This is a genomic window from Pseudomonas sp. GW821-FHT09E12 (assembly GCF_059416085.1).
Genome location: NZ_JBWKOM010000002.1, coordinates 456,182 through 478,064, shown reverse-complemented (window position 1 = coordinate 478,064; position 21,883 = coordinate 456,182). Strand labels below are relative to the sequence as shown.

Annotated in this window: 21 protein-coding genes; 10 read left to right on the top strand and 11 right to left on the bottom strand. The window is 64.8% G+C overall.

The features are described from left to right. Nucleotides 1-15: 15 nt before the first annotated feature. Nucleotides 16-855, bottom strand: coding sequence for an HTD2 family dehydratase (locus tag AC07PQ_RS07255; RefSeq protein WP_101337643.1), 840 nt, complete (start codon nucleotides 853-855; stop codon nucleotides 16-18). A gap of 137 nt (nucleotides 856-992) precedes the next feature. Between AC07PQ_RS07255 and AC07PQ_RS07250 the strand changes: the two genes are divergently transcribed. Both AC07PQ_RS07250 and AC07PQ_RS07245 read left to right on the top strand, forming a co-directional pair. Beyond that, nucleotides 993-1,880 carry a LysR family transcriptional regulator gene (locus AC07PQ_RS07250; protein ID WP_007931251.1) on the top strand — a complete coding sequence of 296 codons (888 nt, stop codon included), beginning with the start codon at nucleotides 993-995 and terminating at the stop codon, nucleotides 1,878-1,880. 134 nt (nucleotides 1,881-2,014) lie between these two features. Then, the gene (locus AC07PQ_RS07245; RefSeq protein ID WP_493185001.1) at nucleotides 2,015-2,581 is read left to right on the top strand and encodes a GNAT family N-acetyltransferase; all 567 of its coding nucleotides are present in this window, start codon (nucleotides 2,015-2,017) and stop codon (nucleotides 2,579-2,581) included. Nucleotides 2,582-2,588: 7 nt separating this feature from the next. Here AC07PQ_RS07245 and AC07PQ_RS07240 read toward each other — a convergent pair whose 3' ends face one another. Further along, nucleotides 2,589-2,879 carry a double zinc ribbon domain-containing protein gene (locus AC07PQ_RS07240; protein WP_493185002.1) on the bottom strand — a complete coding sequence of 97 codons (291 nt, stop codon included), beginning with the start codon at nucleotides 2,877-2,879 and terminating at the stop codon, nucleotides 2,589-2,591. A gap of 147 nt (nucleotides 2,880-3,026) precedes the next feature. On the opposite strand from AC07PQ_RS07240, the gene AC07PQ_RS07235 reads away from it, so the two are divergent. From AC07PQ_RS07235 to AC07PQ_RS07225, 3 genes are all read left to right on the top strand, one after another. Further along, nucleotides 3,027-3,530 (top strand): GFA family protein, encoded by a 504-nt coding sequence (locus AC07PQ_RS07235; RefSeq protein WP_493185003.1) that lies wholly within the window; start codon nucleotides 3,027-3,029, stop codon nucleotides 3,528-3,530. A gap of 104 nt (nucleotides 3,531-3,634) precedes the next feature. Continuing rightward, entirely contained in the window at nucleotides 3,635-3,880 is a 246-nt protein-coding gene (locus tag AC07PQ_RS07230; protein ID WP_493185004.1) for a hypothetical protein, read from the top strand. 5 nt (nucleotides 3,881-3,885) lie between these two features. Continuing rightward, nucleotides 3,886-4,701 carry a MipA/OmpV family protein gene (locus AC07PQ_RS07225; protein WP_493185005.1) on the top strand — a complete coding sequence of 272 codons (816 nt, stop codon included), beginning with the start codon at nucleotides 3,886-3,888 and terminating at the stop codon, nucleotides 4,699-4,701. 143 nt (nucleotides 4,702-4,844) lie between these two features. Here AC07PQ_RS07225 and AC07PQ_RS07220 read toward each other — a convergent pair whose 3' ends face one another. The 3 genes from AC07PQ_RS07220 to AC07PQ_RS07210 all read right to left on the bottom strand — a co-directional run bounded on the left by AC07PQ_RS07220 (nucleotide 4,845) and on the right by AC07PQ_RS07210 (nucleotide 7,605). Next, nucleotides 4,845-6,119, bottom strand: a complete 1,275-nt coding sequence (locus AC07PQ_RS07220; RefSeq protein ID WP_493185006.1) for an ATP-binding protein — start codon at nucleotides 6,117-6,119, stop codon at nucleotides 4,845-4,847. Beyond that, nucleotides 6,120-6,827 (bottom strand): winged helix-turn-helix domain-containing protein, encoded by a 708-nt coding sequence (locus AC07PQ_RS07215; protein ID WP_007923858.1) that lies wholly within the window; start codon nucleotides 6,825-6,827, stop codon nucleotides 6,120-6,122. A gap of 172 nt (nucleotides 6,828-6,999) precedes the next feature. Continuing rightward, a complete protein-coding gene (locus AC07PQ_RS07210; protein WP_007923860.1) occupies nucleotides 7,000-7,605 on the bottom strand; it encodes a MiaE family protein in 606 nt (201 codons plus the stop codon). 239 nt (nucleotides 7,606-7,844) lie between these two features. Between AC07PQ_RS07210 and AC07PQ_RS07205 the strand changes: the two genes are divergently transcribed. Beyond that, nucleotides 7,845-8,708 carry a universal stress protein gene (locus AC07PQ_RS07205; RefSeq protein ID WP_007923862.1) on the top strand — a complete coding sequence of 288 codons (864 nt, stop codon included), beginning with the start codon at nucleotides 7,845-7,847 and terminating at the stop codon, nucleotides 8,706-8,708. Nucleotides 8,709-8,824: 116 nt separating this feature from the next. Here the strand turns inward: AC07PQ_RS07205 and AC07PQ_RS07200 are convergent, their stop codons facing one another. Then, complete coding sequence (locus tag AC07PQ_RS07200; RefSeq protein ID WP_009043436.1) at nucleotides 8,825-9,295, bottom strand: DUF1289 domain-containing protein; 471 nt, start codon at nucleotides 9,293-9,295, stop codon at nucleotides 8,825-8,827. A gap of 674 nt (nucleotides 9,296-9,969) precedes the next feature. Here AC07PQ_RS07200 and acnB point away from each other — a divergent pair. The 4 genes from acnB to AC07PQ_RS07180 all read left to right on the top strand — a co-directional run bounded on the left by acnB (nucleotide 9,970) and on the right by AC07PQ_RS07180 (nucleotide 14,955). Then, complete coding sequence (gene acnB, locus AC07PQ_RS07195; protein ID WP_007923866.1) at nucleotides 9,970-12,570, top strand: bifunctional aconitate hydratase 2/2-methylisocitrate dehydratase; 2,601 nt, start codon at nucleotides 9,970-9,972, stop codon at nucleotides 12,568-12,570. 358 nt (nucleotides 12,571-12,928) lie between these two features. Next, the gene (locus AC07PQ_RS07190) at nucleotides 12,929-13,198 is read left to right on the top strand and encodes a hypothetical protein (protein WP_493185007.1); all 270 of its coding nucleotides are present in this window, start codon (nucleotides 12,929-12,931) and stop codon (nucleotides 13,196-13,198) included. 341 nt (nucleotides 13,199-13,539) lie between these two features. Then, complete coding sequence (locus AC07PQ_RS07185) at nucleotides 13,540-14,265, top strand: autoinducer binding domain-containing protein (protein WP_085531315.1); 726 nt, start codon at nucleotides 13,540-13,542, stop codon at nucleotides 14,263-14,265. A 30-nt stretch (nucleotides 14,266-14,295) separates the two neighbouring features. After that, nucleotides 14,296-14,955, top strand: coding sequence for an acyl-homoserine-lactone synthase (locus tag AC07PQ_RS07180; RefSeq protein ID WP_007923871.1), 660 nt, complete (start codon nucleotides 14,296-14,298; stop codon nucleotides 14,953-14,955). On the opposite strand, the gene AC07PQ_RS07175 is transcribed toward AC07PQ_RS07180, so the two are convergent. The 5 genes from AC07PQ_RS07175 to AC07PQ_RS07155 form a co-directional block, all read right to left on the bottom strand. Continuing rightward, nucleotides 14,937-16,217 carry a serine/threonine transporter gene (locus AC07PQ_RS07175; RefSeq protein ID WP_007923872.1) on the bottom strand — a complete coding sequence of 427 codons (1,281 nt, stop codon included), beginning with the start codon at nucleotides 16,215-16,217 and terminating at the stop codon, nucleotides 14,937-14,939. The two genes, AC07PQ_RS07180 and AC07PQ_RS07175, sit on opposite strands and share 19 nt — an antisense overlap. 386 nt (nucleotides 16,218-16,603) lie before the next feature. Then, nucleotides 16,604-16,831 (bottom strand): formate dehydrogenase subunit delta, encoded by a 228-nt coding sequence (locus tag AC07PQ_RS07170; RefSeq protein WP_007923873.1) that lies wholly within the window; start codon nucleotides 16,829-16,831, stop codon nucleotides 16,604-16,606. Further along, the gene (fdhF, locus tag AC07PQ_RS07165; protein WP_493185008.1) at nucleotides 16,828-19,704 is read right to left on the bottom strand and encodes a formate dehydrogenase subunit alpha; all 2,877 of its coding nucleotides are present in this window, start codon (nucleotides 19,702-19,704) and stop codon (nucleotides 16,828-16,830) included. Before fdhF ends, AC07PQ_RS07170 begins: the two co-directional genes overlap by 4 nt. Then, complete coding sequence (locus AC07PQ_RS07160) at nucleotides 19,701-21,260, bottom strand: formate dehydrogenase beta subunit (RefSeq protein ID WP_493185009.1); 1,560 nt, start codon at nucleotides 21,258-21,260, stop codon at nucleotides 19,701-19,703. The genes fdhF and AC07PQ_RS07160 overlap by 4 nt, the downstream gene beginning before the upstream one ends. Next, nucleotides 21,254-21,736, bottom strand: a complete 483-nt coding sequence (locus tag AC07PQ_RS07155) for a formate dehydrogenase subunit gamma (protein WP_038579753.1) — start codon at nucleotides 21,734-21,736, stop codon at nucleotides 21,254-21,256. The genes AC07PQ_RS07160 and AC07PQ_RS07155 overlap by 7 nt, the downstream gene beginning before the upstream one ends. Nucleotides 21,737-21,883 lie beyond the last annotated feature (147 nt).

Below are 21,883 nucleotides of genomic sequence, written 5' to 3'. Positions count from 1 at the left end.
TGTGCTGGGATGGGGTCATTCCGGGATGGCGTCGAACAGCACTTCGCCGCGCTGGGCCAGGCCGGCGTCGTTGCCGGCCCAGAGCTCGGCGACGCCGGGGCGGACGATGCGCCCGCCGACCTCGAACGGCTGCGGCGCGATCAAGGGCCGCAGGCCGCGATAAGAAAACCGCCGCAGCCGGGCTCCGGGGTGGGCGCGGCAGAAGGCGCGCAGGCTGAGGGTGGCGATCAATGGGCCGTGGACCACCAGCCCCGGATAACCTTCGGTCGCGGTGACGTAGGGAAAGTCGTAGTGGATGCGATGGCCGTTGAAGGTCACGGCGCTGTAGCGGAACAGCAGGGTCGGGCTGGGCTCGACGGTTTCGCGCCAGTCGCCCTGGATCAGCGGCTCGCCGCTGGCCTGCTTGGGCGGGGTCGGTTCGCGGTAGACGATGTCCTGTTCTTCGCGAATCGCCAGGCGACCGTCCTGGGAATACTCATGGCGCACCGTGACGAACAGCAGCGCGCCGGTGCGCCCGGTCTTTTCCTCGACCTGGCTGATGGTCGACACGCACTGCGCCTCGAACCCGGCGCGCAACGGCTCGAAGAACTCCAGCCGGCCACCGGCCCACATGCGGTTGCGATTGGCCGCCGGCGGCAGGAAGCCGCCACGGGCCGGATGGCCGTCGCCACCCAGGGCGCTTTCGGCCAGGGGCTCCTGGAAAAAGCACCATTGCCACAGCGGCGGCAAGGCCGCGCCAGGGGCCGGCACGGGTTCGCCAAAGGTCGCGGCGATGCGCTTGAGCAGGTTGTCGCTGAGCAGGTCTCGGGCTTGCTGGCTACGGCCTGTCCAGGCGCTGGGGTCGGTCACGCTCATCGGGTCGGGTCCTGTTGCGGTGGTGGTGAGCCCGATCATGCAAGCCGCTGTGCGTTCTGAGAATTTGCATTTCAATAAACCGGCGTTCGGTTATGCTGAACGCCGCTTTGCCCCCTCTTCACTCCAGGAGCCCGCCCATGCATTTCGACCTGGCCGACCTGCGCCTGTTTATCCATATCGCCGAATCGCCGAGCCTGACCCAGGGCGCCAAGCGCGCCTTTCTTTCGCCGGCGGCGGCCAGCGCGCGGATCAAGGCCCTGGAAAGCCAGCTCGAGACCCGCCTGCTGTACCGCGACAGCCGCGGCGTCGAAGTCACCCCGGCCGGCGAGCGGCTGTTGCAGCATGCGCGGCTGATCATGCGCCAGGTGGATTACCTGAAAAGCGAGTTCACCCAGTACGGCGGCGATTCCACCGGGCATATGCGCATCTTCGCCAACACCACGGCGGTGACCGAATTCCTCCCGGAGATCCTCGCCGGCTTTCTGTCGAAACGCCCGGGGGTCACGGTGGACCTGCAGGAACGCCTGTCCCGCGACATCGTGCGTGGCGTGCTCGACGGCACCGCCGACATGGGCATCATCGCCGGCCCGGTGGAAGCCAGTGGCCTGCAAGTCCTGCATTTCAGCACCGACCACCTGGTGCTGATCCTGCCGGTCGACCACCCGCTGGCGACGCAGCCAGCGGTGACCCTGGAGCAGACCCTGGCCTACCAGCACATCGGCCTGCACGAAGGCAGCACCTTGCTGAGTTTTTTGCGCGAACACGTGGAGCGCACCGGCAAGCAGCTGTCGCTGCGGATCCAGGTGTCGAGCTTCGAAGCGATCTGCCGCATGGTCGAGGCCGGCGTGGGCATCGGCATCATTCCCGAATCGGCCGCGATCCGGCACAGCCGCACCATGCAGCTGGTGACGGTGAAACTCGACGAGGCCTGGGCGGTGCGCGAGCGCAGCATCATTGTCCGTGAGCTGGAGGCCCTGCCCGGCACCGTGCGGGCGCTGATCGCCACCCTGATGCCCGAGGCCTGATCGCTCGGAGGCCAATCTGCCTCCTGGCGCAAAACCCTCTGCGACACCGCCGCCCGTTGACCTGAATCAAGGGCCCGGCGCCTGACAGGTGTGAATGTTCAGGCAAACCTCTGCACCTTCACGGAGACTTGCCCATGACCAGCACCGCCCTCCACACGCCTGCCCTGGCCGCCTTCGCCCGGTACAAAGGCGAACACTGGATAGACGCCCTCAACGACGGCAGCCCGGTGCTGATCCGCCCGTTGCGCGCCGAAGACCGCGAGCGGGAAAAGGCCTTTATCGAGAACCTTTCGCCGACCACCCGGCACCACCGCTTCCTGGGCGAAGTGAAGGAAGTCGGCGAGGCCCTGCTCAGCCAGTTGATGGATGTCGATGGCTGCGAGCGCGTGGCTTACGTGGCCCTGGTCCACGACAACGGCTCGCTGCGGGAAATCGGCATCAGCCGCTATGCCACCATCGGCACCGACGCGGACACCTGTGAGTTCGCCGTCACCGTGGCCGACGAATGGCAGCACAAGGGCCTGGACGCCTTGCTGATGCACCATCTGGTCGACCGGGCCAAGGACCAGGGCTTCAAGCAGATGTACTCCCTGGATTGCCCGGCCAATCACCGCATGCGCGAACTGGCCGCGACCCTGGGTTTCCACCGCGCCATCGACCCGGACGACGCGACCCAGGTCCGTTACCACCTGGCGCTGTAGGCCGGCCTCAGCCCGCCGCCCCGCCACACTGGGCGCAAAACCGCGCGCCGGTGGCCAGCGTGTTGCCGCACTGGCGGCACGCGGCGGGCTGCAACGAGGTCCCGCACTGCTGGCAAAAACGCGCCTTGGCCGCGTTGCTCGCCCCGCAGTCCGGACACAGCGGGCCGCCCGCGGGCGGCGCTGCGCCACCGGAGTGCCGGCCATGCCCGCCGCCATGCCTGTCACCCTGGTGCCCGCCCTGGGAGCCGCCATGCCCACGGCCACGATGACCACCCAGCAAACGTTCGAAAAAGCTCATGTCGATCACTCCTGATAAAGAGAGTCGCCAGTAAAAAGCCTGAAGTAGCTATAGGGTCAACCCGGCGCCGACCAGCGCCCATGGCGAACGCTCCAGCCGACAGCGGCTAGGCTGACGGTCATAGCCCATGGATCGTCGGAGGTCGTCATGCAACTCGAAGGTTCCTGCCATTGCGGCGCTGTCCACTTCAGCCTGGACAGCGCCCACCCTTACCCCTATCAGCGCTGCTACTGCTCGATCTGCCGCAAGACCCAGGGCGGCGGCGGGTATGCGATCAACCTCGGCGGCGACGCCGCCAGCCTGAAAGTCCGTGGCCGCCAGCACATCTCGATCTACCACGCGCTGCTCAGGGAACCCGGCAAACGTACCCGGCGCAGCAGCGCCGAACGGCATTTCTGCAGCCGCTGCGGCTCCGGGTTGTGGCTGTTCAGCCCAGAGTGGCCGGAGCTGATCCATCCCTTCGCCTCGGCCATCGACACGCCGTTGCCGATACCGCCGGAACACACCCACCTGATGCTCGACTCCCGGGCGTCCTGGGTGGAAATCGACTGGCACCCCCACGACCTGCAATTCGCCCACTACCCAGAGGAATCTATCGCCCAGTGGCATGAAAGACATGAGCGGCATGAACGCCTGGACCTGCAACGCTAAGCGCCGGGCATTCACAGTCTTTGACAGTTTTGCGACAAAGCTGCCAAAGATTGCCCGCACCCGCGTCCCTAGCATGAGCGCATCCATTTCCCCACGGGTGCGCCATGTACGGTCGATTCTTCACGCTCTTCATTGGTGTGCTGCTCGGCGGCCTCAGCTGCCAGGGCACGCCGCCCCCGAAGCCCAGCGTCGAACCGCCGCCTGAAATCGCCACGCCACCCGAGACCGCCCTCCGCGCCAAGCCGGCCCCTGTCGCCCCGGCGCGCAAGGTCGCCCAGCGCCCGCGCGATGGCCTGGGCAGTTCCTATTCCACTCCCAACGACCACTCCCACACCCTGCTGAGTTTCTAGCCGCGATGAAGACCTCGATCCGTCCGAAAACCTTGTGCCTGTCCCTTGCTGCGCTGCCTCTGGCTTCGCTGTGCCTGCTGATGCCCTGCGGCCCGCTCTACGCCGCGGACTGGCAATACCAACTGCAAGCCGGCGTGGCCAGCCTGCCGCGCTACAGCGGCAGCGACGAACGCAGCGTCGTCCCGATCCTGGGCGGCGAAATCGTCAGCCCCTACGGGGTGTTTCTCAACACCGAACAGGGCCTTGGCTGGGGCAATGAATGGGGCGACCTGGCGTTCAGCACCTGGGTCGGCCCCAGCGAAGCACGCAAGGACCGCAAGAGCGGCTACAAGGGCTCGGACCATCTGGCCGGCATGGGCTCGATCAAGTCCCGCGCGCAGTTTGGCGCCCACCTGGGCTACACCCTGGGCACCGTGGAGCTCGGGGCCACGCTGCAGCATGCGCTGAAGAAGAACGACGACCCGGACACCGGCTCGGCCTACAACCACCTGCAACTGAGCATCGGCAGCACGCTGTATGAGGGCCGGTACGGGCGCCTCGAGGGCAGCCTCAACAGCCAGTTCGGCGACGGCGACTACCTGCGCACCTGGTATGGCGTCAGCAACGCCCAGGCTGGCAGGACCCGCTTCGGCGCCTATCGGCCCAAGGGTGGTTTTCTCAGCCGGGGCGGCGACCTGACCTGGACCGTGCCGGTCAGTGAACAGATGAACGTATCGACGGTGCTGGCGCTGCAGTACCTGGGGCGGGAGGCGGCGGACAGCCCGATTGTCGAGCGGCGGCTGCAGACGTCGCTGGCGACCACGCTGGAGTACAGCTTTTAAGCGGTGTTGGCCGTTCTGACGTTATCGCGCGCAAGCTGCGCTCCTACAGAGGAATACCCATGCTTCTGTAGGAGCGCAGCTTGCGCGCGATGGCTACGACACGGAACACCTGACCCACCAAACTGCACGCCAAGATGCCTGGGCTATTCGAGCTGCGCCCAGGTCATGCGAAACGACGCACCGCCCCATTGCGAATCCGTCACCTCGACCTGGCCGCCGTGGGACTGCGATACCCGCCGCACCAGCGCCAGGCCGAGGCCGAAGCCGCCGGTGCGGCGGTCGCGGCTGGCGTCGAGTCGGGAGAACGGCTCGAAGATCTTCGCCCGCCCTTCCACCGGCACGCCCGGGCCGTCGTCGTTGACCTGGACCTCATAGCCCTGCCCGACCTGCACCAGGGACACCTCGACGCGCCGTTCGGCGTAGCGAATGGCATTGCGCAGCAGGTTGATCACCGCCCGCGCCATGAACCGCGGTTCGATGCTGATGTACTCGACCTCACAGGCCCGGATCGCCATCTGCACCCCCGCCGCCTCCGCCTCCAGGGCGACACTGCCGACCACGCTGTCGAGCCAGTTGCGGGCCTGGATGCTCTCGCGGTTGATCACCGTGGCGCCGTGCTCCAGGCTGGCATAGGTCAGCAGTTCGGAAACCATTTCCTCCAGCTCGCCGAGGTCGGCGTACATATCGGCGATCAGCTCGCGGTTCTGCCGCGGGTCGGACTGCTTGAGCTGGTCGAGCTCGAACGACAAGCGGGCGATGGGCGTGCGCAATTCATGGGACACCGCGTTGGTCAGCTCGCGCTGATTGGCGATCAGGCCTTCGATGCGGCTGGCCATCTGGTTGAAGTGCTGCGCCAGGTCGCGCACGTTGGAGCGCCGCGGCAGGCGGATGCGCGAGCCCAGGTCGTTATTGCCGAAGCGCTGGGCCGCCAGGCGGATCAGCTCCAGGTCGCGCCAATGCGGGCGTACCCAGAAATACAGGACCAGCGCCAGGCTGGCCCCGAGAAAGGCATAGGCCCAGAAATACAGCCACTTGGGCTCTTCCGGCAGGCGGATGCTCAGCAACTGCGGGCCGCCGTCGAGGTTGGCGATGAACTCGCTGAAGTCGCCGCGCACCACCAGTTTGTTCTCGGCCAGCAGCTGGCGTTCGCGCTCGGACAGGTCCAGCTCATCCGCCTGCAACAGCCTCAGGCGCATGCCGTAGTGTTGTTGCAGCTCGGCCAGCCGCTGCTCGCGCGCCGCTCCCGTGACCGGCGACAGTTGGTTGACCAGGCTGTATCCCGGCCCGCGCATGGCCTCGCGGTTGTAGGTTTCGTTGGCGTCCGGCAACAGCTCGGAAAAGGTGTAGTTGACCGCCCAGATGGCCCCCGCCAGCCCCAGGGCCAGGATGATGTACAGACGCAGAAACAGCCGCAGCATCTAGAGCTCCCACGCGAACGGATTGAACAGATAGCCCTTGCCCCAGATGGTCTTGATGCACACCGGCTCGCGAGGGTTGTCCTGGAGTTTGCCGCGCAGCTTGCTGATGTAGACATCGACGCTGCGGTTGAGGCCGTCGAAGGCGATGCCGCGCATGCGGTTGAGGATGTCGTCGCGGGAGAGGATCTTGCCCGCCGAGCTGGCCAGCAGCCACAGCAGCTCGAACTCCATGGTGGTCAGCTCGATCAGCTCGCCGGCCAGGCGCACTTCCCGGCAACTGCGGTCGAGGGTCAGGCTGCCGAACTCCAGCGCGCCGCGCACCGTCGGCTCCGGCACCTGGCGCCGTTGCAGGGCGCGCAGGCGGGCCAGCAGCACCGGCGGCTTGATCGGTTTGATCACGTAGTCGTCGGCGCCGGACTCAAGACCGAGGATATGGTCCAGGTCGTCTTCCTTGGCGGTGAGAATGACGATGGGCGTGTCCGCCACGTTGCGGATCTCCCGGCACACGTGCAGGCCGCTCTGGCCCGGCAGCATCAGGTCGAGGACGACGATTTTCGGCTTGAACTCGAGAAAGGCCGCCAGCGCCACATCGCCACGATGTACCGTCAGGACCTCGAAACCGTGTTGGGACAGGAAGTGCGCGATCAGCCCGGCGAGCTTCTCGTCATCTTCCACCAGCAATACTTTGCCAAGACCCGGGTTATCCATAAATACCAGTCTGAGTGCGCACAATTGGGGCGCGCATTATAGGCGGCATCGGATAAGTCTGAGACCAGGGCAGACAGCAAAAACCGGCCCAGATGGCCGGTTTTCAATGATGTTTCATGCTTTTAAGAGTTTTTTACAATTTGCCCGTAGTTTTGAACCGACTTGGGCCGTTTTACAGAGTAGGCACGCCGCTGTGGAAGCGGAACTCCACGTCCGGCGACTCGATCAGTTCGCGCTCGGCGGCGCGCACCTTCTCGATCACCTGGGCGATGTCCTTGGCGTCGCCGTACTGATAGGCCAGCTTCAGGTAACCCTGGAAGTGCCGGGCCTCGCTTTTCAGCAGGCCGAAGTAGAACTTGCCCAGTTCTTCGTCCAGGTGCGGCACCAGCGCCTCGAAACGCTCGCAGCTGCGGGCCTCGATAAAGGCGCCGACCACCAGGGTGTCCACCAGCTTCACCGGTTCGTGGCTGCGCACCACCTTGCGCAGGCCCGAGGCATAACGCCCGGCCGACAACTGGCGCAGTTCGATCTTGCGCCGTTTCATCAGGCGCATGACCTGTTCGTGGTGCACCAGCTCTTCCCGGGCCAGGCGCGACATCATGTTGATCAGGTCGACATGGGAGTGGTACTTGGCGATCAGGCTCAGGGCCGTGCTGGCCGCCTTGAACTCGCAGTTCTTGTGGTCGATCAGCAGGGTTTCCTGATCCGCCAGGGCCGCCTGGACCCAGGCATCCGGCGTGGGACAGCCGAGGAACTCGTGAATTTCCGGCAGGTTCATGGTCGTTCGTCCTTCAGGGCAGCCTTCAAGGAAATGAGCGCGCAAGGCAGGACGGTGGCGACTTCAGGGATCGATAACATGGGGCTCACGGCATAAGGGTTCACGGCGAAGGGCGCCGATTATACCGGCCGCGCCACAGACCACCAGCCGCGGCGCTTGATGTGCGTCAACAGCCACAGCGACGCGCAGCAACTATAGTTGTGCAACATAGCCTTCATCCCTCTCTGGAGATCCCGACCATGCAAGCCATCCGCAGCATCCTGGTGGTCATCGAGCCCGAGCATTCCGAAAGCCTCGCGCTCAAGCGCGCCAAGCTGATCGCCGGGGTGACCCAGGCCCATCTGCACCTGCTGGTGTGCGACAAGAAGCACGAGCATTCGGCGCTGTTGAGCGTGCTCAAGAGCAGCCTGCTGAGCGAGGGCTACAGCGTGACCACCGAGCAGGCCTGGAACGACAGCCTGCACAGCACCATCATCGACGTGCAGCAGGCCGAAGGCTGTGGCCTGGTGATCAAGCAGCACTTTGCCGACAACCCGCTGAAAAAGGCCCTGCTCACCCCCGCCGACTGGAAACTGCTGCGCTATTGCCCAAGCCCGGTGCTGCTGGTGAAAACCGCCAAGCCCTGGACCGGCGGCGTGATCCTGGCGGCCATCGATGTCGGCAACACCGACGGCGAGCACCGTACCCTGCATGCCAGCATCATCGACCATGGTTTCGACATCGCCAGCCTGGCCAAGGCGCAGTTGCATGTGATCAGCGCCCATCCGTCGCCGATGCTGTCGGCGTCCGACCCGGTGTTCCAGCTCAAGGAAACCATCGAGGCGCGCTACCGCGAGCAGTGCAAGGCGTTCCAGGCCGAGTTCGACATCGACGATACCCACCTGCATATAGAGGAAGGCCCGGCGGACGTGCTGATCCCGCACACCGCCCATGAGCTGCAGGCAGCGCTGACCATCATCGGCACCGTGGCGCGCACCGGGATTTCCGGGGCGCTGATCGGCAATACCGCGGAAGTGGTGCTCGATGCCCTGGAAAGCGACGTGCTGGTGCTCAAGCCGGAGGACATCATGGACCACCTGGAAGAGGTGGCCGGCAAGCATTGAGGGATGGGTTAGCAGAGAAAACGCTATCGCGGGCAAGTCGGATCGCCGCCCGCTCGCTCCTACAGATGAATGTGTGCTTCTGTAGGAGCGAGGCTTGCCCGCGATGCTTTTAGCGGTCAGGCGCCAAAGGCGTCCTTGAGGAACCCCGGGGCGATATAACGCTGGTAGTGGGCTTCCGACAGGAGGAAAAACTCCCGATCGATGGCATCGCGCAATTCCGGCAGTTCCCAGTCGCGAAACTCCGGCAGCAACACCATCCCATAGGCTTCCAGCTGGTTGATCACCCGCGCCCCGCGGGCGATCAGCTGATAGGCCCAGCAATATTCCGACTGGTGCGGCACGAAGCGGATCTTGCGCTGCTCCAGTTGCTCGCGCAGCCGCTGGGGGTCGAAGACTTCCAGCTTGGCCGCCATCACCTGCACCAGCAATTGCTCGAGACGCAGCCACACCGCGTGCTTTTCTTCCTCGTTGTAGCCGTTCCAGTGGATCACTTCGTGGTGGAAACGCTTGCAGCCACGGCACACCAGGTCACCGTAGACAGTGGAGCAGAGGCCGACGCAGGGGGTCTTGATGGTCTGATTGGGCATAAGTAGGCAATTGGCGGAAAAAAGCGAAACAGGCCCGCATGTTAGCCCTTTGTCTAACATTGATCACCCCTCAAACTTCGGGGCATCAGGGTCTATTGGACTTTGGTGGCGGCCGCGACGGATGCCCGCTTGGTGCAGGGCAAGGCGCGAGGAACGCAGTTTGGTTGTTCCAAATAAGTTCCGAGCAACGCAGCCCTGCACCAAGCGGGCCCCGTCCCTTCGGGTTGCGTGCCAACGTGCGCGAGGCTGCGTTGCGGGATTTGCCAAGGGAACAACCATTGGCGGCATCCCGCGCCTTGCCTCGCACACGTTGGCCCAGCAACGCGGCTCGCCACCAAAGTCCAATAGACCCTGCCTTACCTTAATTTTTTTTTTGCCGTAGAATCAGCCAGCCTTTTTAGGCGCCAATGTCCGTTAGAAGCTGTTTTCAAAGCGTCACGAGCACAGTCGTTCCTTCAGAGCGGTGTTGGCGATGGGTCTTTCCAGCGGGGAAAGCCCAGCGCCAACCCTCATCAGCTCCCGTTCTGCAGGCGTAAAACTTTGAAAGCAGCTTCTGTAAGGAATTGCCGGTAATTCTGGCTAAGCGACCCACAACGTCACGCAGCGCATGAGTACGGCAATTTCGGGATGAGCGTCCCGGACACCCATTTGGGACCACTGATGAGGGTAATACTGTGCTTGAAGCCTACCGCAAACATATCGAAGAGCGTGCAGCCCTGGGTATCGTTCCCCAGCCGCTAAACGCCGAACAAACTGCAGGCCTGGTCGAGCTGCTGAAGAATCCCCCCGCTGGCGAAGAAGCCTTCCTCGTTGACCTGATCACCAATCGCGTTCCGCCAGGAGTCGACGAAGCCGCCTATGTGAAGGCCGGTTTCCTCTCCGCGCTGGCCAAAGGCGAAGCCAAATCCCCTCTGCTGGACAAGAAGCGCGCCGTTGAACTGCTGGGCACCATGCAGGGCGGCTACAACATCGTGACCCTGGTCGAGCTGCTGGACGACGCCGAGCTGGCGCCGGTCGCGGCCGCACAGCTCAAGCACACCCTGCTGATGTTCGATGCCTTCCACGACGTCGCGGAAAAAGCCAAGAACGGCAACGTTCACGCCCAGGGCGTACTGCAATCCTGGGCCGACGGCGAGTGGTTCAAGAACCGCCCGGTACTGGCCGACAAGATCAGCCTGCGCGTGTTCAAGGTGACGGGCGAAACCAACACCGACGACCTGTCCCCTGCCCCGGATGCCTGGTCCCGTCCTGACATCCCGCTGCACGCCCTGGCCATGCTGAAAATGGCCCGTGACGGCATCGTTCCGGACGAGCAAGGCAAGACCGGCCCGATGAAGCAGATCGAGGAAATGCGCGGCCAGGGCTTCCCGATCGCCTACGTCGGCGACGTGGTCGGCACCGGTTCGTCCCGTAAATCGGCGACCAACTCCGTGCTGTGGTTCTTCGGCGATGACGTTCCTTACGTGCCGAACAAGCGCGCAGGCGGCTTCTGCTTCGGCAGCAAGATCGCACCGATCTTCTACAACACCATGGAAGACGCCGGCGCCCTGCCGATCGAATTCGACGTGTCGAAGATGAACATGGGCGACGTGATCGACCTGTACCCGCACGCCGGTAAAGTCACCAAGCACAACAGCGACGAAGTCCTGGCCACCTTCGAAATGAAGACCCCGGTCCTGCTCGACGAAGTCCGTGCTGGCGGCCGTATCCCGCTGATCATCGGCCGTGGCCTGACCGAGAAGGCCCGTACCGAACTGGGCCTGCCGCCTTCGGACCTGTTCAAGAAGCCGGAAGCGCCGGCCGAAAGCACCAAGGGCTTCACCCTGGCGCAGAAAATGGTCGGCAAGGCGTGCGGCGTGACTGGCGTGCGTCCAGGCACCTACTGCGAACCGAAGATGACCACCGTCGGCTCCCAGGACACCACTGGCCCGATGACCCGTGACGAACTGAAGGACCTGGCTTGCCTGGGCTTCTCCACCGATCTGGTGATGCAGTCGTTCTGCCACACCGCGGCCTATCCGAAGCCGATCGACGTCACCACCCACCACACCCTGCCTGACTTCATCATGACCCGTGGCGGCGTGTCCCTGCGTCCGGGCGACGGCATCATCCACAGCTGGCTGAACCGCATGCTGCTGCCAGACACCGTCGGCACCGGTGGCGACTCCCACACCCGTTTCCCGATCGGCATCTCGTTCCCGGCCGGTTCCGGCCTGGTGGCCTTCGCCGCCGCCACTGGCGTCATGCCGCTGGACATGCCGGAATCGATCCTGGTCCGTTTCAAGGGCAAGCTGCAGCCCGGCGTCACCCTGCGTGACCTGGTTCATGCCATCCCTTACTACGCGATCCAGAAAGGCCTGCTGACCGTCGAGAAGAAAGGCAAGAAGAACGCCTTCTCCGGCCGCATCCTGGAGATCGAAGGTCTGGAAACCCTGACCGTCGAGCAAGCCTTCGAACTGTCCGACGCCTCGGCCGAACGTTCGGCTGCCGGTTGCACCATCAAGCTGTCCAAAGAGTCGATCGCCGAATACCTGCAGTCGAACATCACCCTGCTGCGCTGGATGATCGGCGAAGGCTACGGCGATGCCCGTACCCTGGAGCGTCGCGCCCAGGCGATGGAAGCCTGGCTGGCCAACCCTGAGCTGCTGGAAGCCGACAAGGACGCCGAATACGCCGAAGTCATCGAGATCGACCTGGCCGACGTCAAGGAGCCTGTGCTCTGCGCGCCGAACGACCCGGACGATGCTCGCCTGCTCTCCAGCGTCGCTGGCGAGAAGATCGACGAAGTGTTCATCGGTTCCTGCATGACCAACATCGGTCACTTCCGCGCTGCCGGCAAGCTGCTGGATCAGGTCAAGGGCCAGCTGCCAACCCGTCTGTGGCTGTCGCCGCCGACCAAGATGGACGCTCACCAGCTGACCGAAGAAGGCTACTACGGCATCTACGGCAAGGCTGGCGCGCGCATGGAAATGCCGGGCTGCTCGCTGTGCATGGGTAACCAGGCCCGCGTCGAGCCGAACTCCACCGTGGTTTCGACTTCGACCCGTAACTTCCCGAACCGTCTGGGTGACGGCGCGAACGTCTACCTGGCTTCGGCCGAGCTGGCGTCCGTTGCGTCCATCCTGGGTCGCCTGCCGACCGTCGAGGAGTACATGGAATACGCCGGCAAGATCGACAGCATGGCAGCGGACGTGTACCGCTACCTGAGCTTCGACCAGATCGCCGAGTTCCGTGAGGCTGCCGCGAACGCCAAGATTCCGGTGGTTCAAGCCTAAGGCTGCAAGGCAATGAAGAACGCCGCGTATCCCACGACGATACGCGGCGTTTTTTTATCCCGGCGATCCGCTCGCTAGTCGCTCTGGCGGCAGAACGCCAGGCGTCTTTACCTACCAGATCTGGTAGTTGTTAGCCCTCCCTCGCCCTTGCTAAAAATCACGCCACTGCCAACGGCGCCCGACGCTCGCCCGAATGTCGAACGCTGCCTGCTTGCCACGGCCTTGGGATGACAGCTGTCAACCCGCGCCGATCGTTCGAAGCGCTCACACGACTATAAAAACATTCCGCGCACGACAGCTGGATCTCAGTTGCCGCGGATTCTTTCGCCCCGTCAAAAGCAACAAATGGAGGTGTGCTATGTGGCGTAACCATTGTGTGATCGAGAACGCGCTCAACGACTACCCCGGGCACGTCGAACAACCGGGCAACGACCCGCAGCGCAAGGCTCATGTGCGCGATCGCAGCTTCGCGGTGATCGAGGGCAGCGGGCATTTTCTCGACCTGGAATCGAGAACCGCCGCCGACAGCGCGCATCGCGCCCTGCTCGCCCAATTGCTGCTGAGCGCCCGCGCAGCTCGCAAGCCAGCCACCGCTGTGGAACCCATCACCCGCCTGCGCTTTGCCTGAAGCTGTCCCCTGCCCCTTGGCCAGAGACGGCCAGAACACTCAAGGAAAAGAGTTATGCGCATGCTCGCCAGCGGTTTTGCCGGGGACGTCTTTTGCCCTTATCGGCCTGGCCAGTGCCTTTGCGGCACCCCGCCACACAGTGACATAGCACCGCAGGCCAGCCTTGGCCATGAGCCCCCTCCACGCCTACCACCGCCCCAATTGCCGGCCCCGGACCCGGGTGGCCTGGTGCCGAGCGCCGGATCAGGGCAACTGCGGGGTTTTCTATGAATTTCATGAATGTTGACAGCGTATTGCCCTGGACTAGATTCCCTGACGTGCAAGGAATCAAGGCGAACGCCATGGAGAAACGACAGGATTTCATGCACTGGTGGAACGACCTGCGCATGGAGATGCTCAAGCAACAGGAGAGCGCACAGGTCTTTGCGCTGCTGGAACGGGAGGTCCGGTCCCTGGGGTTTGATTTCTACGCTTACGGAGTCAGGCATTCGATCCCCTTCACCCGCCCGAAAATCGACATCTATGGCTCTTATCCGCAAGCCTGGGTGGAGCGTTACCAGCAACAGAACTACGCCGCGATCGACCCGACGATCCTCAACGGCCTGCGCTCCACGGAAATGGTGGTCTGGAGCGACGCCTTGTTCGGCAAAGGCTCGGTGTTGTGGGGCGAGGCCCGGGAATGGGGCTTGCGGGTGGGCGCCACCTTGCCCATCCACACGCCCGACAGCGCCCTGAGCGTGTTGTCGGTGGCCCGTGAATGCACGGCGATCAGCGCCGTGGAACTGGAAGAAATCCGCCTGCGCCTGCGCTGCATCATCGAACTGGCGACCATGCGCCTCGGCGAACTCGGGCACCCCAGCAGCCAGGCCGAACAGCTGGAGCTGAGCGCGCGCGAGCGGGAAATCCTGCAATGGACGGCCGACGGCAAGAGTTCCGGGGAGATCGCCCTGATCCTGGGCATCTCGGTGAATACCGTGAATTTCCACCTCAAGGTCATCCAGAAGAAATTCGGCGCGGCCAACAAGACCCTGGCCGCCGCCTACGCCGCCGTCCTGGGGCTGATCTGACGCTTCACCCGACGATAAGGATATCGCCCCATGATCACTGTGATTTCACGGCATGAAAGCCAGCTTTCACCGGCCCTGCGCGACGACCTCGGCCGCTATCGCCATGCGGTCTTCATCAAGCAATTGGGTTGGCGACTGCCCTCCAGCGCCAGCCAGTGCGGGCAGGAACTCGATCAGTTCGACCACGCCGACACCCGCTACACCCTGGCGCTGGACAGCGAGGAAAAGATCCACGGCTGCGCCCGGCTGCTGCCGACCACCCAGCCCTATCTGCTGGCGGACGTGTTCGGTTTTCTCTGCGACCGGCCCTTGCCACGGCAGCACGACACCTGGGAAATCTCGCGTTTCGCCGCCTCGGCGCTGGAAGGCGGCAAGCTGCCGATGCGGGTGTTCTGGCACACCCTGCACACCGCCTGGACCCTGGGGGCGAACTCGGTGGTGGCGGTGACCACACCGGCGCTGGAGCGTTACTTCCTGCGCCATGGCGTGGCGCTGACCCGGCTCGGCCAGCCGCAACGGGTCAACCGCGACCACTTGCTGGCCCTGGACTTTGCGGCCTACCAGAAAAACGGCCGCGCCGCGCTTTATACGCAGTCAGCGGCCGTGGCTTCGCTGAATCAGGCATTTCTGCGCGGCAACCCACCGCCAACGCGCGGTGGGCCGCCGGCGGGTCAGGCGCTCAGGGAGTAGACCAGCGCGGTGATGGCCACCAGGCCGACCAGGGTGACGAACACGTTGGAGGCCTGGCCGCGGTAGCGGGCCATGGCCGGCACTTTGCGGATGGCGTACATCGGCATCAGGAACAGGATGGCCGCGATGATCGGGCCGCCCAGGGTTTCGATCATCCCGAGGATGCTCGGGTTGAGCGTGGCGACTATCCAGCACACCACCAGCATGAAGGCCGCGGTCATGCGGTCCAGGGCCTTGGCGCCCGGGCGGCGGCCGCTTTTCACGATCAGCCCCTTGAGGCCTTCGCTGGCGCCGATGTAGTGGCCCAGGAACGACTTGGCGATGGCCACGAACGCGATCAACGGCGCGGCGAAGGCGATGGTCGGGTTGCTGAAGTGGTTGGCCAGGTACGACAGGATCGACAGGTTCTGCGCCTTGGCTTCGGCCAGTTGGGCCGGCGACAGGGTCAGCACGCAGCTGAAGACGAAGAACAGCACCATCGCCACCATCAGCAGGTGGGCGCGGGACAGGATCTGCGAGCTGCGCTCTTCGGCGTGGGCGCCATACCGGCGCTTCTGGTCCACGGCGAAGGCCGAGATGATCGGCGAGTGGTTGAACGAGAACACCATGACGGGAATCGCCAGCCACAGGGTGTGCAGGAACGCCGAAGGTTCAGGCAGGGTACTGGCGGTGCTGAGGATGCCGCCGTTCCAGTGCGGAATCAGGAACACGGCGAGGAACAGCAAGGCGACGATGAACGGGTAGACCATCAGGCTCATGGCCTTGACGATCACCTGCTCGCCGCAGCGCACCACGGCCAGCAGGCCGAGGATCAGCACCAGCGACAGCACGGCGCGCGGCGGCGGCATGATGTGCAGCTGGTGCTCCATGAAGCTGCCCACGGTGTTGGTCAGGGCCACGCTGTAGATCAGCAGGATCGGGAAGATGGCGAAGAAGTACAGCAAGGTGATCAGGGCGCCGGCCTTGATCCCGAAATGCTCTTCCACTACTTCCGTGATGTCCGCGCCGTCACGCCCGGAAAGCACGAAGCGGGTCAGGCCACGGTGGGCGAAGAAGGTCATCGGGAACGCCAGCAGCGCCAGGACCAGCAGCGGCCAGAAGCCGCCCAGGCCGGCGTTGATCGGTAAAAACAGGGTGCCCGCGCCGATGGCGGTGCCGAACAGGCCCAGCATCCAGGTAGTGTCTTGGCGATTCCAGCTAGCTAGGGTCGCTGGGGCTGCCGCTTCAAAGCGTTGATCAACGCTGTTGGCCTGATCATTCATCCGGTGGGATCTCCACATTCCGGTCATTTGCCACTCGGCCAGGGCGCGTCGGAGTACCCGACAGACAGAGCCCTCGCCGAAACAGGGGCGCGATTGTCCGGGATTACTCACCAGAAGCAAAGACTTAGCTGAGGAACGGTTTGCCGGTGCAGATGTCTGGAGCGCGGTTTTGCGGGGTCGGGCACAAGGTTTCATTGATCTGTGGCAAGCGCTGCCCCCGGGTTTCGACTGGCCTGCGTGCCGGGCGCGCGGATCATCATCCCCATCGGCATGCCCCTGAAGACAGCAGGTGTGCCCATCAAACACAGAAGCCAGGGCAAGGCCCTGGCTTCTGGTTAGCTGCAACGAGGCGGTCCGGTTCAAGGTGTGCCCACCATCGGCAAACGCTAGGTCTGCCCTTGCGCTTCCTCTTCCTTCAACGCCGCCTGCACCAGGGGGTGCAGCACCGCGCCGGGGTGTGTCACCTCCCAGGCGGTCAACTCTCTGCGCATGGCCGGCGTCCAGAAGCTTTTCAGGTGCTGACGCACGCTACGCACTGCCTGGGCCTTGTCCGGTTCGCTGGCGAAGAACTGGGCAATCTGGTTGGCCATCTTGATCAGGCTTTCGCTGCTCATCGGCGCACCTCGGCTTTCTCGGCGTGACGACGCTCCCGCAGCAGGCGCCCCTGTTCATCACTGAACGCCTGATAACGCTTCTGCCATTCGGAAGGCTGGTTGACCCGCACCACCTCTACCGCCGTCACCTTGTATTCCGGGCAGTTGGTGGCCCAGTCGGAGTTGTCGGTGGTGATCACGTTGGCGCCCGATTCCGGGAAATGGAAGGTGGTGTAGACCACCCCCGGCGCCACCCGCTCGCTGACCCTGGCCCGCAGCACTGTCTGCCCGGCGCGACTGCCGATGCCGACCCAGTCGCCATCGACGATGCCGCGGTTCTCGGCGTCGGTCGGGTGGATTTCCAGGCGGTCCTCCTCGTGCCAGGCCACGTTGTCGGTGCGCCGGGTCTGGGCGCCGACGTTGTACTGGCTGAGGATGCGCCCGGTGGTCAGCAGCAACGGGTAGCGGCTGTTGACCTTCTCCTCGGTGGGCACGTAGCCGGTGAGCATGAAGCGGCCCTTGCCGCGCACGAATTCATCGATGTGCATGGTCGGCGTGCCGTCCGGCGCGGCATCGTTGCACGGCCATTGCAGGCTGCCGTGCCGGTCCAGCTCGGTGTAGCTGACGCGGTGGAAGGTCGGCGTCAGGCGCGCGATCTCATCCATGATCTCCGATGGGTGGTTGTACTGCATTTTGTAGCCCAGGGCCTCGGCCAGGGCGATGGTGGCCTCCCAGTCGGCCTTGCCGGCCAGCGGCTCCATCACCTTGCGCACCCGCGAGATACGGCGCTCGGCGTTGGTGAAGGTGCCGTCCTTCTCGAGGAAGGAGCTGCCCGGCAGGAACACATGGGCGAACTTGGCCGTCTCGTTGAGGAAGATGTCCTGCACCACCACGCACTCCATGGCCGTCAGGGCCGCGGTCACATGCTGGGTGTTGGGGTCGCTCTGGGCAATGTCCTCACCCTGGCAGTAGAGCGCCTTGAAGGTGCCATCCAGGGCCGCCTCGAACATATTGGGGATGCGCAGGCCCGGGTCGGGTTGCAGGGTCACGTTCCAGGCCCGTTCGAACTCGGCGCGCACCGCCTCGTTGGAAATATGCCGATAGCCAGGCAGCTCGTGGGGGAAGGACCCCATGTCGCAGGAGCCCTGGACGTTGTTCTGCCCGCGCAGCGGGTTGACCCCGACACCTTCGCGGCCGATGTTGCCGGTGACCATCGCCAGGTTGGCGATGCCCATCACCGAGGTGCTGCCCTGGCTGTGCTCGGTGACGCCCAGGCCGTAGTAGATGGCCGCGTTGCCACCGGTGGCGTAAAGCCGCGCGGCCTCGCGGATCTGCCTGGCGGGCACCCCGCAGATCGGCCCCAGGACCTCGGGGGAATTCTCCGCCAGGCTGACGAAATCGCGCCAGCGGGCGAAGTCCGCCGCTTCGCAGCGCTGATCGACGAAAGGCTGGTTGACCAGGCCCTCGGTGACGATCACATGGGCCAATGCGTTGAGCATCGCCACGTTGGTGCCCGGACGCAGCTGCAAATGCAGGTCGGCACGGGCATGGGGCGAATCCACCAGGTCGATGCGCCGCGGGTCGATGACGATCAGCCGCGCGCCCTGGCGCAGGCGGCGCTTGAGCTGGGAACCGAATACCGGGTGCGCGTCGGTAGGGTTGGCGCCCATCACCAGGATGACGTCGGCCTGCATCACCGAGTCGAAACTCTGGGTGCCGGCGGATTCGCCCAGCGTCTGCTTGAGGCCGTAGCCGGTGGGCGAATGGCAGACCCGGGCGCAGGTGTCGACGTTGTTATTGCCAAAAGCGGTGCGCACCAGCTTCTGCACCAGGTACGTCTCTTCGTTGGTGCAACGGCTGGAGGTGATGCCGCCAATCGAGTCGCGCCCGTATTTCAGCTGGATGCGGCGCAACTCGCTGGCCGCGTAGGTGACCGCCTCTTCCCAGCTGACTTCTTGCCACGGATCGCTGATGTGCTTGCGGATCATCGGCTTGGTGATGCGGTCCGGGTGGGTGGCGTAGCCCCAGGCGAAGCGGCCCTTGACGCAGGAATGGCCGTGGTTGGCCTGGCCGTTCTTGTCCGGGACCATGCGCACCAGTTGCTCGCCTTTCATTTCCGCGCGGAAGGAGCAGCCCACGCCGCAGTAGGCGCAGGTGGTGATGACGCTGCGCTCGGGCTGGCCGATTTCCACCACGCTCTTTTCCATCAGGGTGGCGGTCGGGCAGGCCTGTACGCAGGCGCCGCAGGACACGCACTCGGAGTCGAGGAAATTGTCGCCGCCGGCCGCCGCCACCCGGGAATCGAAGCCGCGCCCGCTGATGGTCAGGGCAAAGGTGCCCTGGGTTTCCTCGCAGGCACGCACGCAGCGGTTGCAGACGATGCACTTGCTCGGGTCGTAGTCGAAATAGGGGTTGGAGACGTCCTTCTGTTCGTCCAGGTGGTTGGCGCCCTCGTAGCCGTAGCGCACTTCCCGCAGGCCCACCTGCCCCGCCACCGTCTGCAACTCGCAGTTGCCGTTGGCCGAGCAGGTCAGGCAGTCCAGCGGGTGGTCGGAGATGTACAGCTCCATCACATTGCGCCGCAGGCTGGCGAGTTTGGAAGTCTGGGTGTGGACGACCATGCCCTCGGTCACAGGCGTAGTGCAGGAGGCCGGATAACCGCGCATGCCCTCGATCTCCACCAGGCACATGCGGCAGGAGCCGAAGGCTTCCAGGCTGTCGGTGGCGCAGAGTTTGGGGATAGTGGTGCCGAGCAAGGCCGCGGCGCGCATCACCGAGGTGCCGGAAGCGACGCTGATTTCCCGGCCGTCGATGGTCAGGCTGACCTGTACCTCGCTTTCGCGGGCCGGGGTGCCGAGGTCGATATCACTGGTAGGGTCGAAGATATTGATCATTGGTCGGCCTCCGTGGTCGCCAGACCGAAGTCGGCGGGAAAGTGCTTGAGGGCGCTGGCGACAGGGTAGGAAGTCATCCCGCCCAGGGCACAGAGCGAGCCGTATTGCAGGGTGTCGCAAAGGTCTTGCAGCAGCAGCGCCTGTTCCTCACGGGCCGCGGCGTCGGTGCTGGCGATCAAGCGGTCCACCACCTCCACTCCACGGGTCGAGCCAATCCGGCACGGCGTGCACTTGCCGCAGGATTCCTCGGCGCAGAACTGCAAGGCGAAACGGGCCATGTGGGCCATGTCCAGGCTGTCGTCGGCGACCACCACGCCACCGTGGCCGAGCATCGCGCCCATGGCGGCGAATGCTTCGTAATCCAGCGGCGTATCGAACTGCGCGGGGGGCACCCAGGCCCCCAGCGGCCCGCCCACTTGCGCCGCCTTCAGTGGCCGGCCGCTGGCGGTACCGCCGCCATAACCTTCCACCAGCTCGCGCAGGCTCAGGCCGAAGGCGCGTTCCACCAGGCCCGCCTGGCGGACGTTGCCGGCCAGCTGGAACGGCATGGTGCCCAGGGAACGCCCCATGCCGAAGTCGCGATAAAACTGCGCGCCCTTCTCCAGGATGATCGGCACCGAAGCCAGGGTCAGCACGTTGTGCACCAGCGTTGGCAAACCGAACAGGCCCTGCAGGGCCGGCAGCGGCGGCTTGGCGCGAACCGTGCCGCGCTTGCCTTCGAGGGATTCCAGCAGCGCCGTTTCCTCACCGCAGATGTAGGCCCCGGCCCCCACCCGCACGTCCAGGTCGAAGGGCCGGCTGCTACCGCCCACGTTCGCCCCCAGGTAACCGGCCTCGCGGGCGATGCGCAGGGCCTCGTTCAGGGTGCCGATGGCGTCCGGGTATTCCGAGCGCACGTAGATATAGCCCTTGCTGGCCCCCACCGCGATACCGGCGATGATCATGCCTTCGATCAGCAGGAAGGGGTCGCCTTCCATCAGCATGCGGTCGGCGAAGGTGCCGGAGTCGCCTTCATCGGCGTTACAGACCACGTATTTCTGGGCTCCCGCGGCTTCGCGCACGGTGCGCCACTTGATACCCGCCGGAAAGGCCGCGCCACCGCGGCCGCGCAGGCCGGAGTCGAGCACGCTGGCGACCACCTGCGCGCCCTCCATCTGGATGGCCCGGGCCAGGCCCTGGAAACCGCCCTGGGCGCGGTAGTCGTCCAGGGACAGCGGTTGAGTGATGCCGGCCCGAGCGAACAGCAGGCGCTGCTGGCTCTGCAGATAAGGGATCTGCTCCACCGGCCCCAGGGCCAACGGATGGCTGCCGGGGTCGCCCGCCAGGGCGTCGAGCAGGCTCGGCACGTCCTCCGGAGTGAGGGGGCCGAAACCCAGGCGGCCGTCGGCGCTGTCCACTTCCAGCAGCGGCTCCAGCCAATAAAGGCCACGGGAACTGGTGCGGCACAGCTCCAACGGCAATTGTCGACGCTCGGCCTCACGCACCAGCGCAACGGCCACCTTGTCCGCGCCCACGGCACGGGCCACCGAATCGCGGGGGATATAGAGCTTCAGCATGCGCCATCCTCCAGGCAGCCACTCACCAGCTGGCGCAGGCGCTCGGGGGTGATCCGGGCGTGCAGCTCGCCGTCCAGTTCCAGGGCCGGCGAACAGGCGCAGGCCCCCAGGCAATAGACCGGTCGCAGGTTGATACTGCCGTCGGCCGTGGTGCCATGGTCGTCCAGCAACAGTTGTTCGCGCAGTTGCGCGGCCAGGCCTTCGGCGCCCCGGCTCTGGCAGGACTCGGCCCGGCACAGGCGCAGGGTATGGCGCGCGGGCGGCGTGGTACGGAAATCGTGGTAGAAGCTGATCACGCCGTGCACTTCAGCCAGGCTGAGGTTGAGGGCATGGGCGATCTCGGGGATGGCGGTGTCGGGGATGTACCCGCAACCGTCCTGAATGGCGTGGAGAATGGGCAACAAGGCACCGGGAGTGTCCTTTTCGCGCTCCAACACGCTGTGAATCAGAGGCAGGTGAAGCGTGTCATCAGACATAAACGTACCTCGGCATCTCGAACGACATCGCTACATAGCGGTAGCCGTCCGGAGTCTTCGGCTGCAGCGCCCGGCCACGTCACGGAGGCGTGGATCCTCGGTCGCCATTCTTGCTCTCCGGCCAAGTGTCTTGGCGCACCGGGTCCG

Coding starts and splice junctions, on each gene's coding strand:
- AC07PQ_RS07255 (WP_101337643.1), bottom strand. CDS start 855: ATGAGCGTGACCGACCCCAGCGCCTGGACAGGCCGTAGCCAGCAAGCC.
- AC07PQ_RS07250 (WP_007931251.1), top strand. CDS start 993: ATGCATTTCGACCTGGCCGACCTGCGCCTGTTTATCCATATCGCCGAA.
- AC07PQ_RS07245 (WP_493185001.1), top strand. CDS start 2,015: ATGACCAGCACCGCCCTCCACACGCCTGCCCTGGCCGCCTTCGCCCGG.
- AC07PQ_RS07240 (WP_493185002.1), bottom strand. CDS start 2,879: ATGAGCTTTTTCGAACGTTTGCTGGGTGGTCATCGTGGCCGTGGGCAT.
- AC07PQ_RS07235 (WP_493185003.1), top strand. CDS start 3,027: ATGCAACTCGAAGGTTCCTGCCATTGCGGCGCTGTCCACTTCAGCCTG.
- AC07PQ_RS07230 (WP_493185004.1), top strand. CDS start 3,635: ATGTACGGTCGATTCTTCACGCTCTTCATTGGTGTGCTGCTCGGCGGC.
- AC07PQ_RS07225 (WP_493185005.1), top strand. CDS start 3,886: ATGAAGACCTCGATCCGTCCGAAAACCTTGTGCCTGTCCCTTGCTGCG.
- AC07PQ_RS07220 (WP_493185006.1), bottom strand. CDS start 6,119: ATGCTGCGGCTGTTTCTGCGTCTGTACATCATCCTGGCCCTGGGGCTG.
- AC07PQ_RS07215 (WP_007923858.1), bottom strand. CDS start 6,827: ATGGATAACCCGGGTCTTGGCAAAGTATTGCTGGTGGAAGATGACGAG.
- AC07PQ_RS07210 (WP_007923860.1), bottom strand. CDS start 7,605: ATGAACCTGCCGGAAATTCACGAGTTCCTCGGCTGTCCCACGCCGGAT.
- AC07PQ_RS07205 (WP_007923862.1), top strand. CDS start 7,845: ATGCAAGCCATCCGCAGCATCCTGGTGGTCATCGAGCCCGAGCATTCC.
- AC07PQ_RS07200 (WP_009043436.1), bottom strand. CDS start 9,295: ATGCCCAATCAGACCATCAAGACCCCCTGCGTCGGCCTCTGCTCCACT.
- AC07PQ_RS07190 (WP_493185007.1), top strand. CDS start 12,929: ATGTGGCGTAACCATTGTGTGATCGAGAACGCGCTCAACGACTACCCC.
- AC07PQ_RS07185 (WP_085531315.1), top strand. CDS start 13,540: ATGGAGAAACGACAGGATTTCATGCACTGGTGGAACGACCTGCGCATG.
- AC07PQ_RS07180 (WP_007923871.1), top strand. CDS start 14,296: ATGATCACTGTGATTTCACGGCATGAAAGCCAGCTTTCACCGGCCCTG.
- AC07PQ_RS07175 (WP_007923872.1), bottom strand. CDS start 16,217: ATGAATGATCAGGCCAACAGCGTTGATCAACGCTTTGAAGCGGCAGCC.
- AC07PQ_RS07170 (WP_007923873.1), bottom strand. CDS start 16,831: ATGAGCAGCGAAAGCCTGATCAAGATGGCCAACCAGATTGCCCAGTTC.
- fdhF (WP_493185008.1), bottom strand. CDS start 19,704: ATGATCAATATCTTCGACCCTACCAGTGATATCGACCTCGGCACCCCG.
- AC07PQ_RS07160 (WP_493185009.1), bottom strand. CDS start 21,260: ATGCTGAAGCTCTATATCCCCCGCGATTCGGTGGCCCGTGCCGTGGGC.
- AC07PQ_RS07155 (WP_038579753.1), bottom strand. CDS start 21,736: ATGTCTGATGACACGCTTCACCTGCCTCTGATTCACAGCGTGTTGGAG.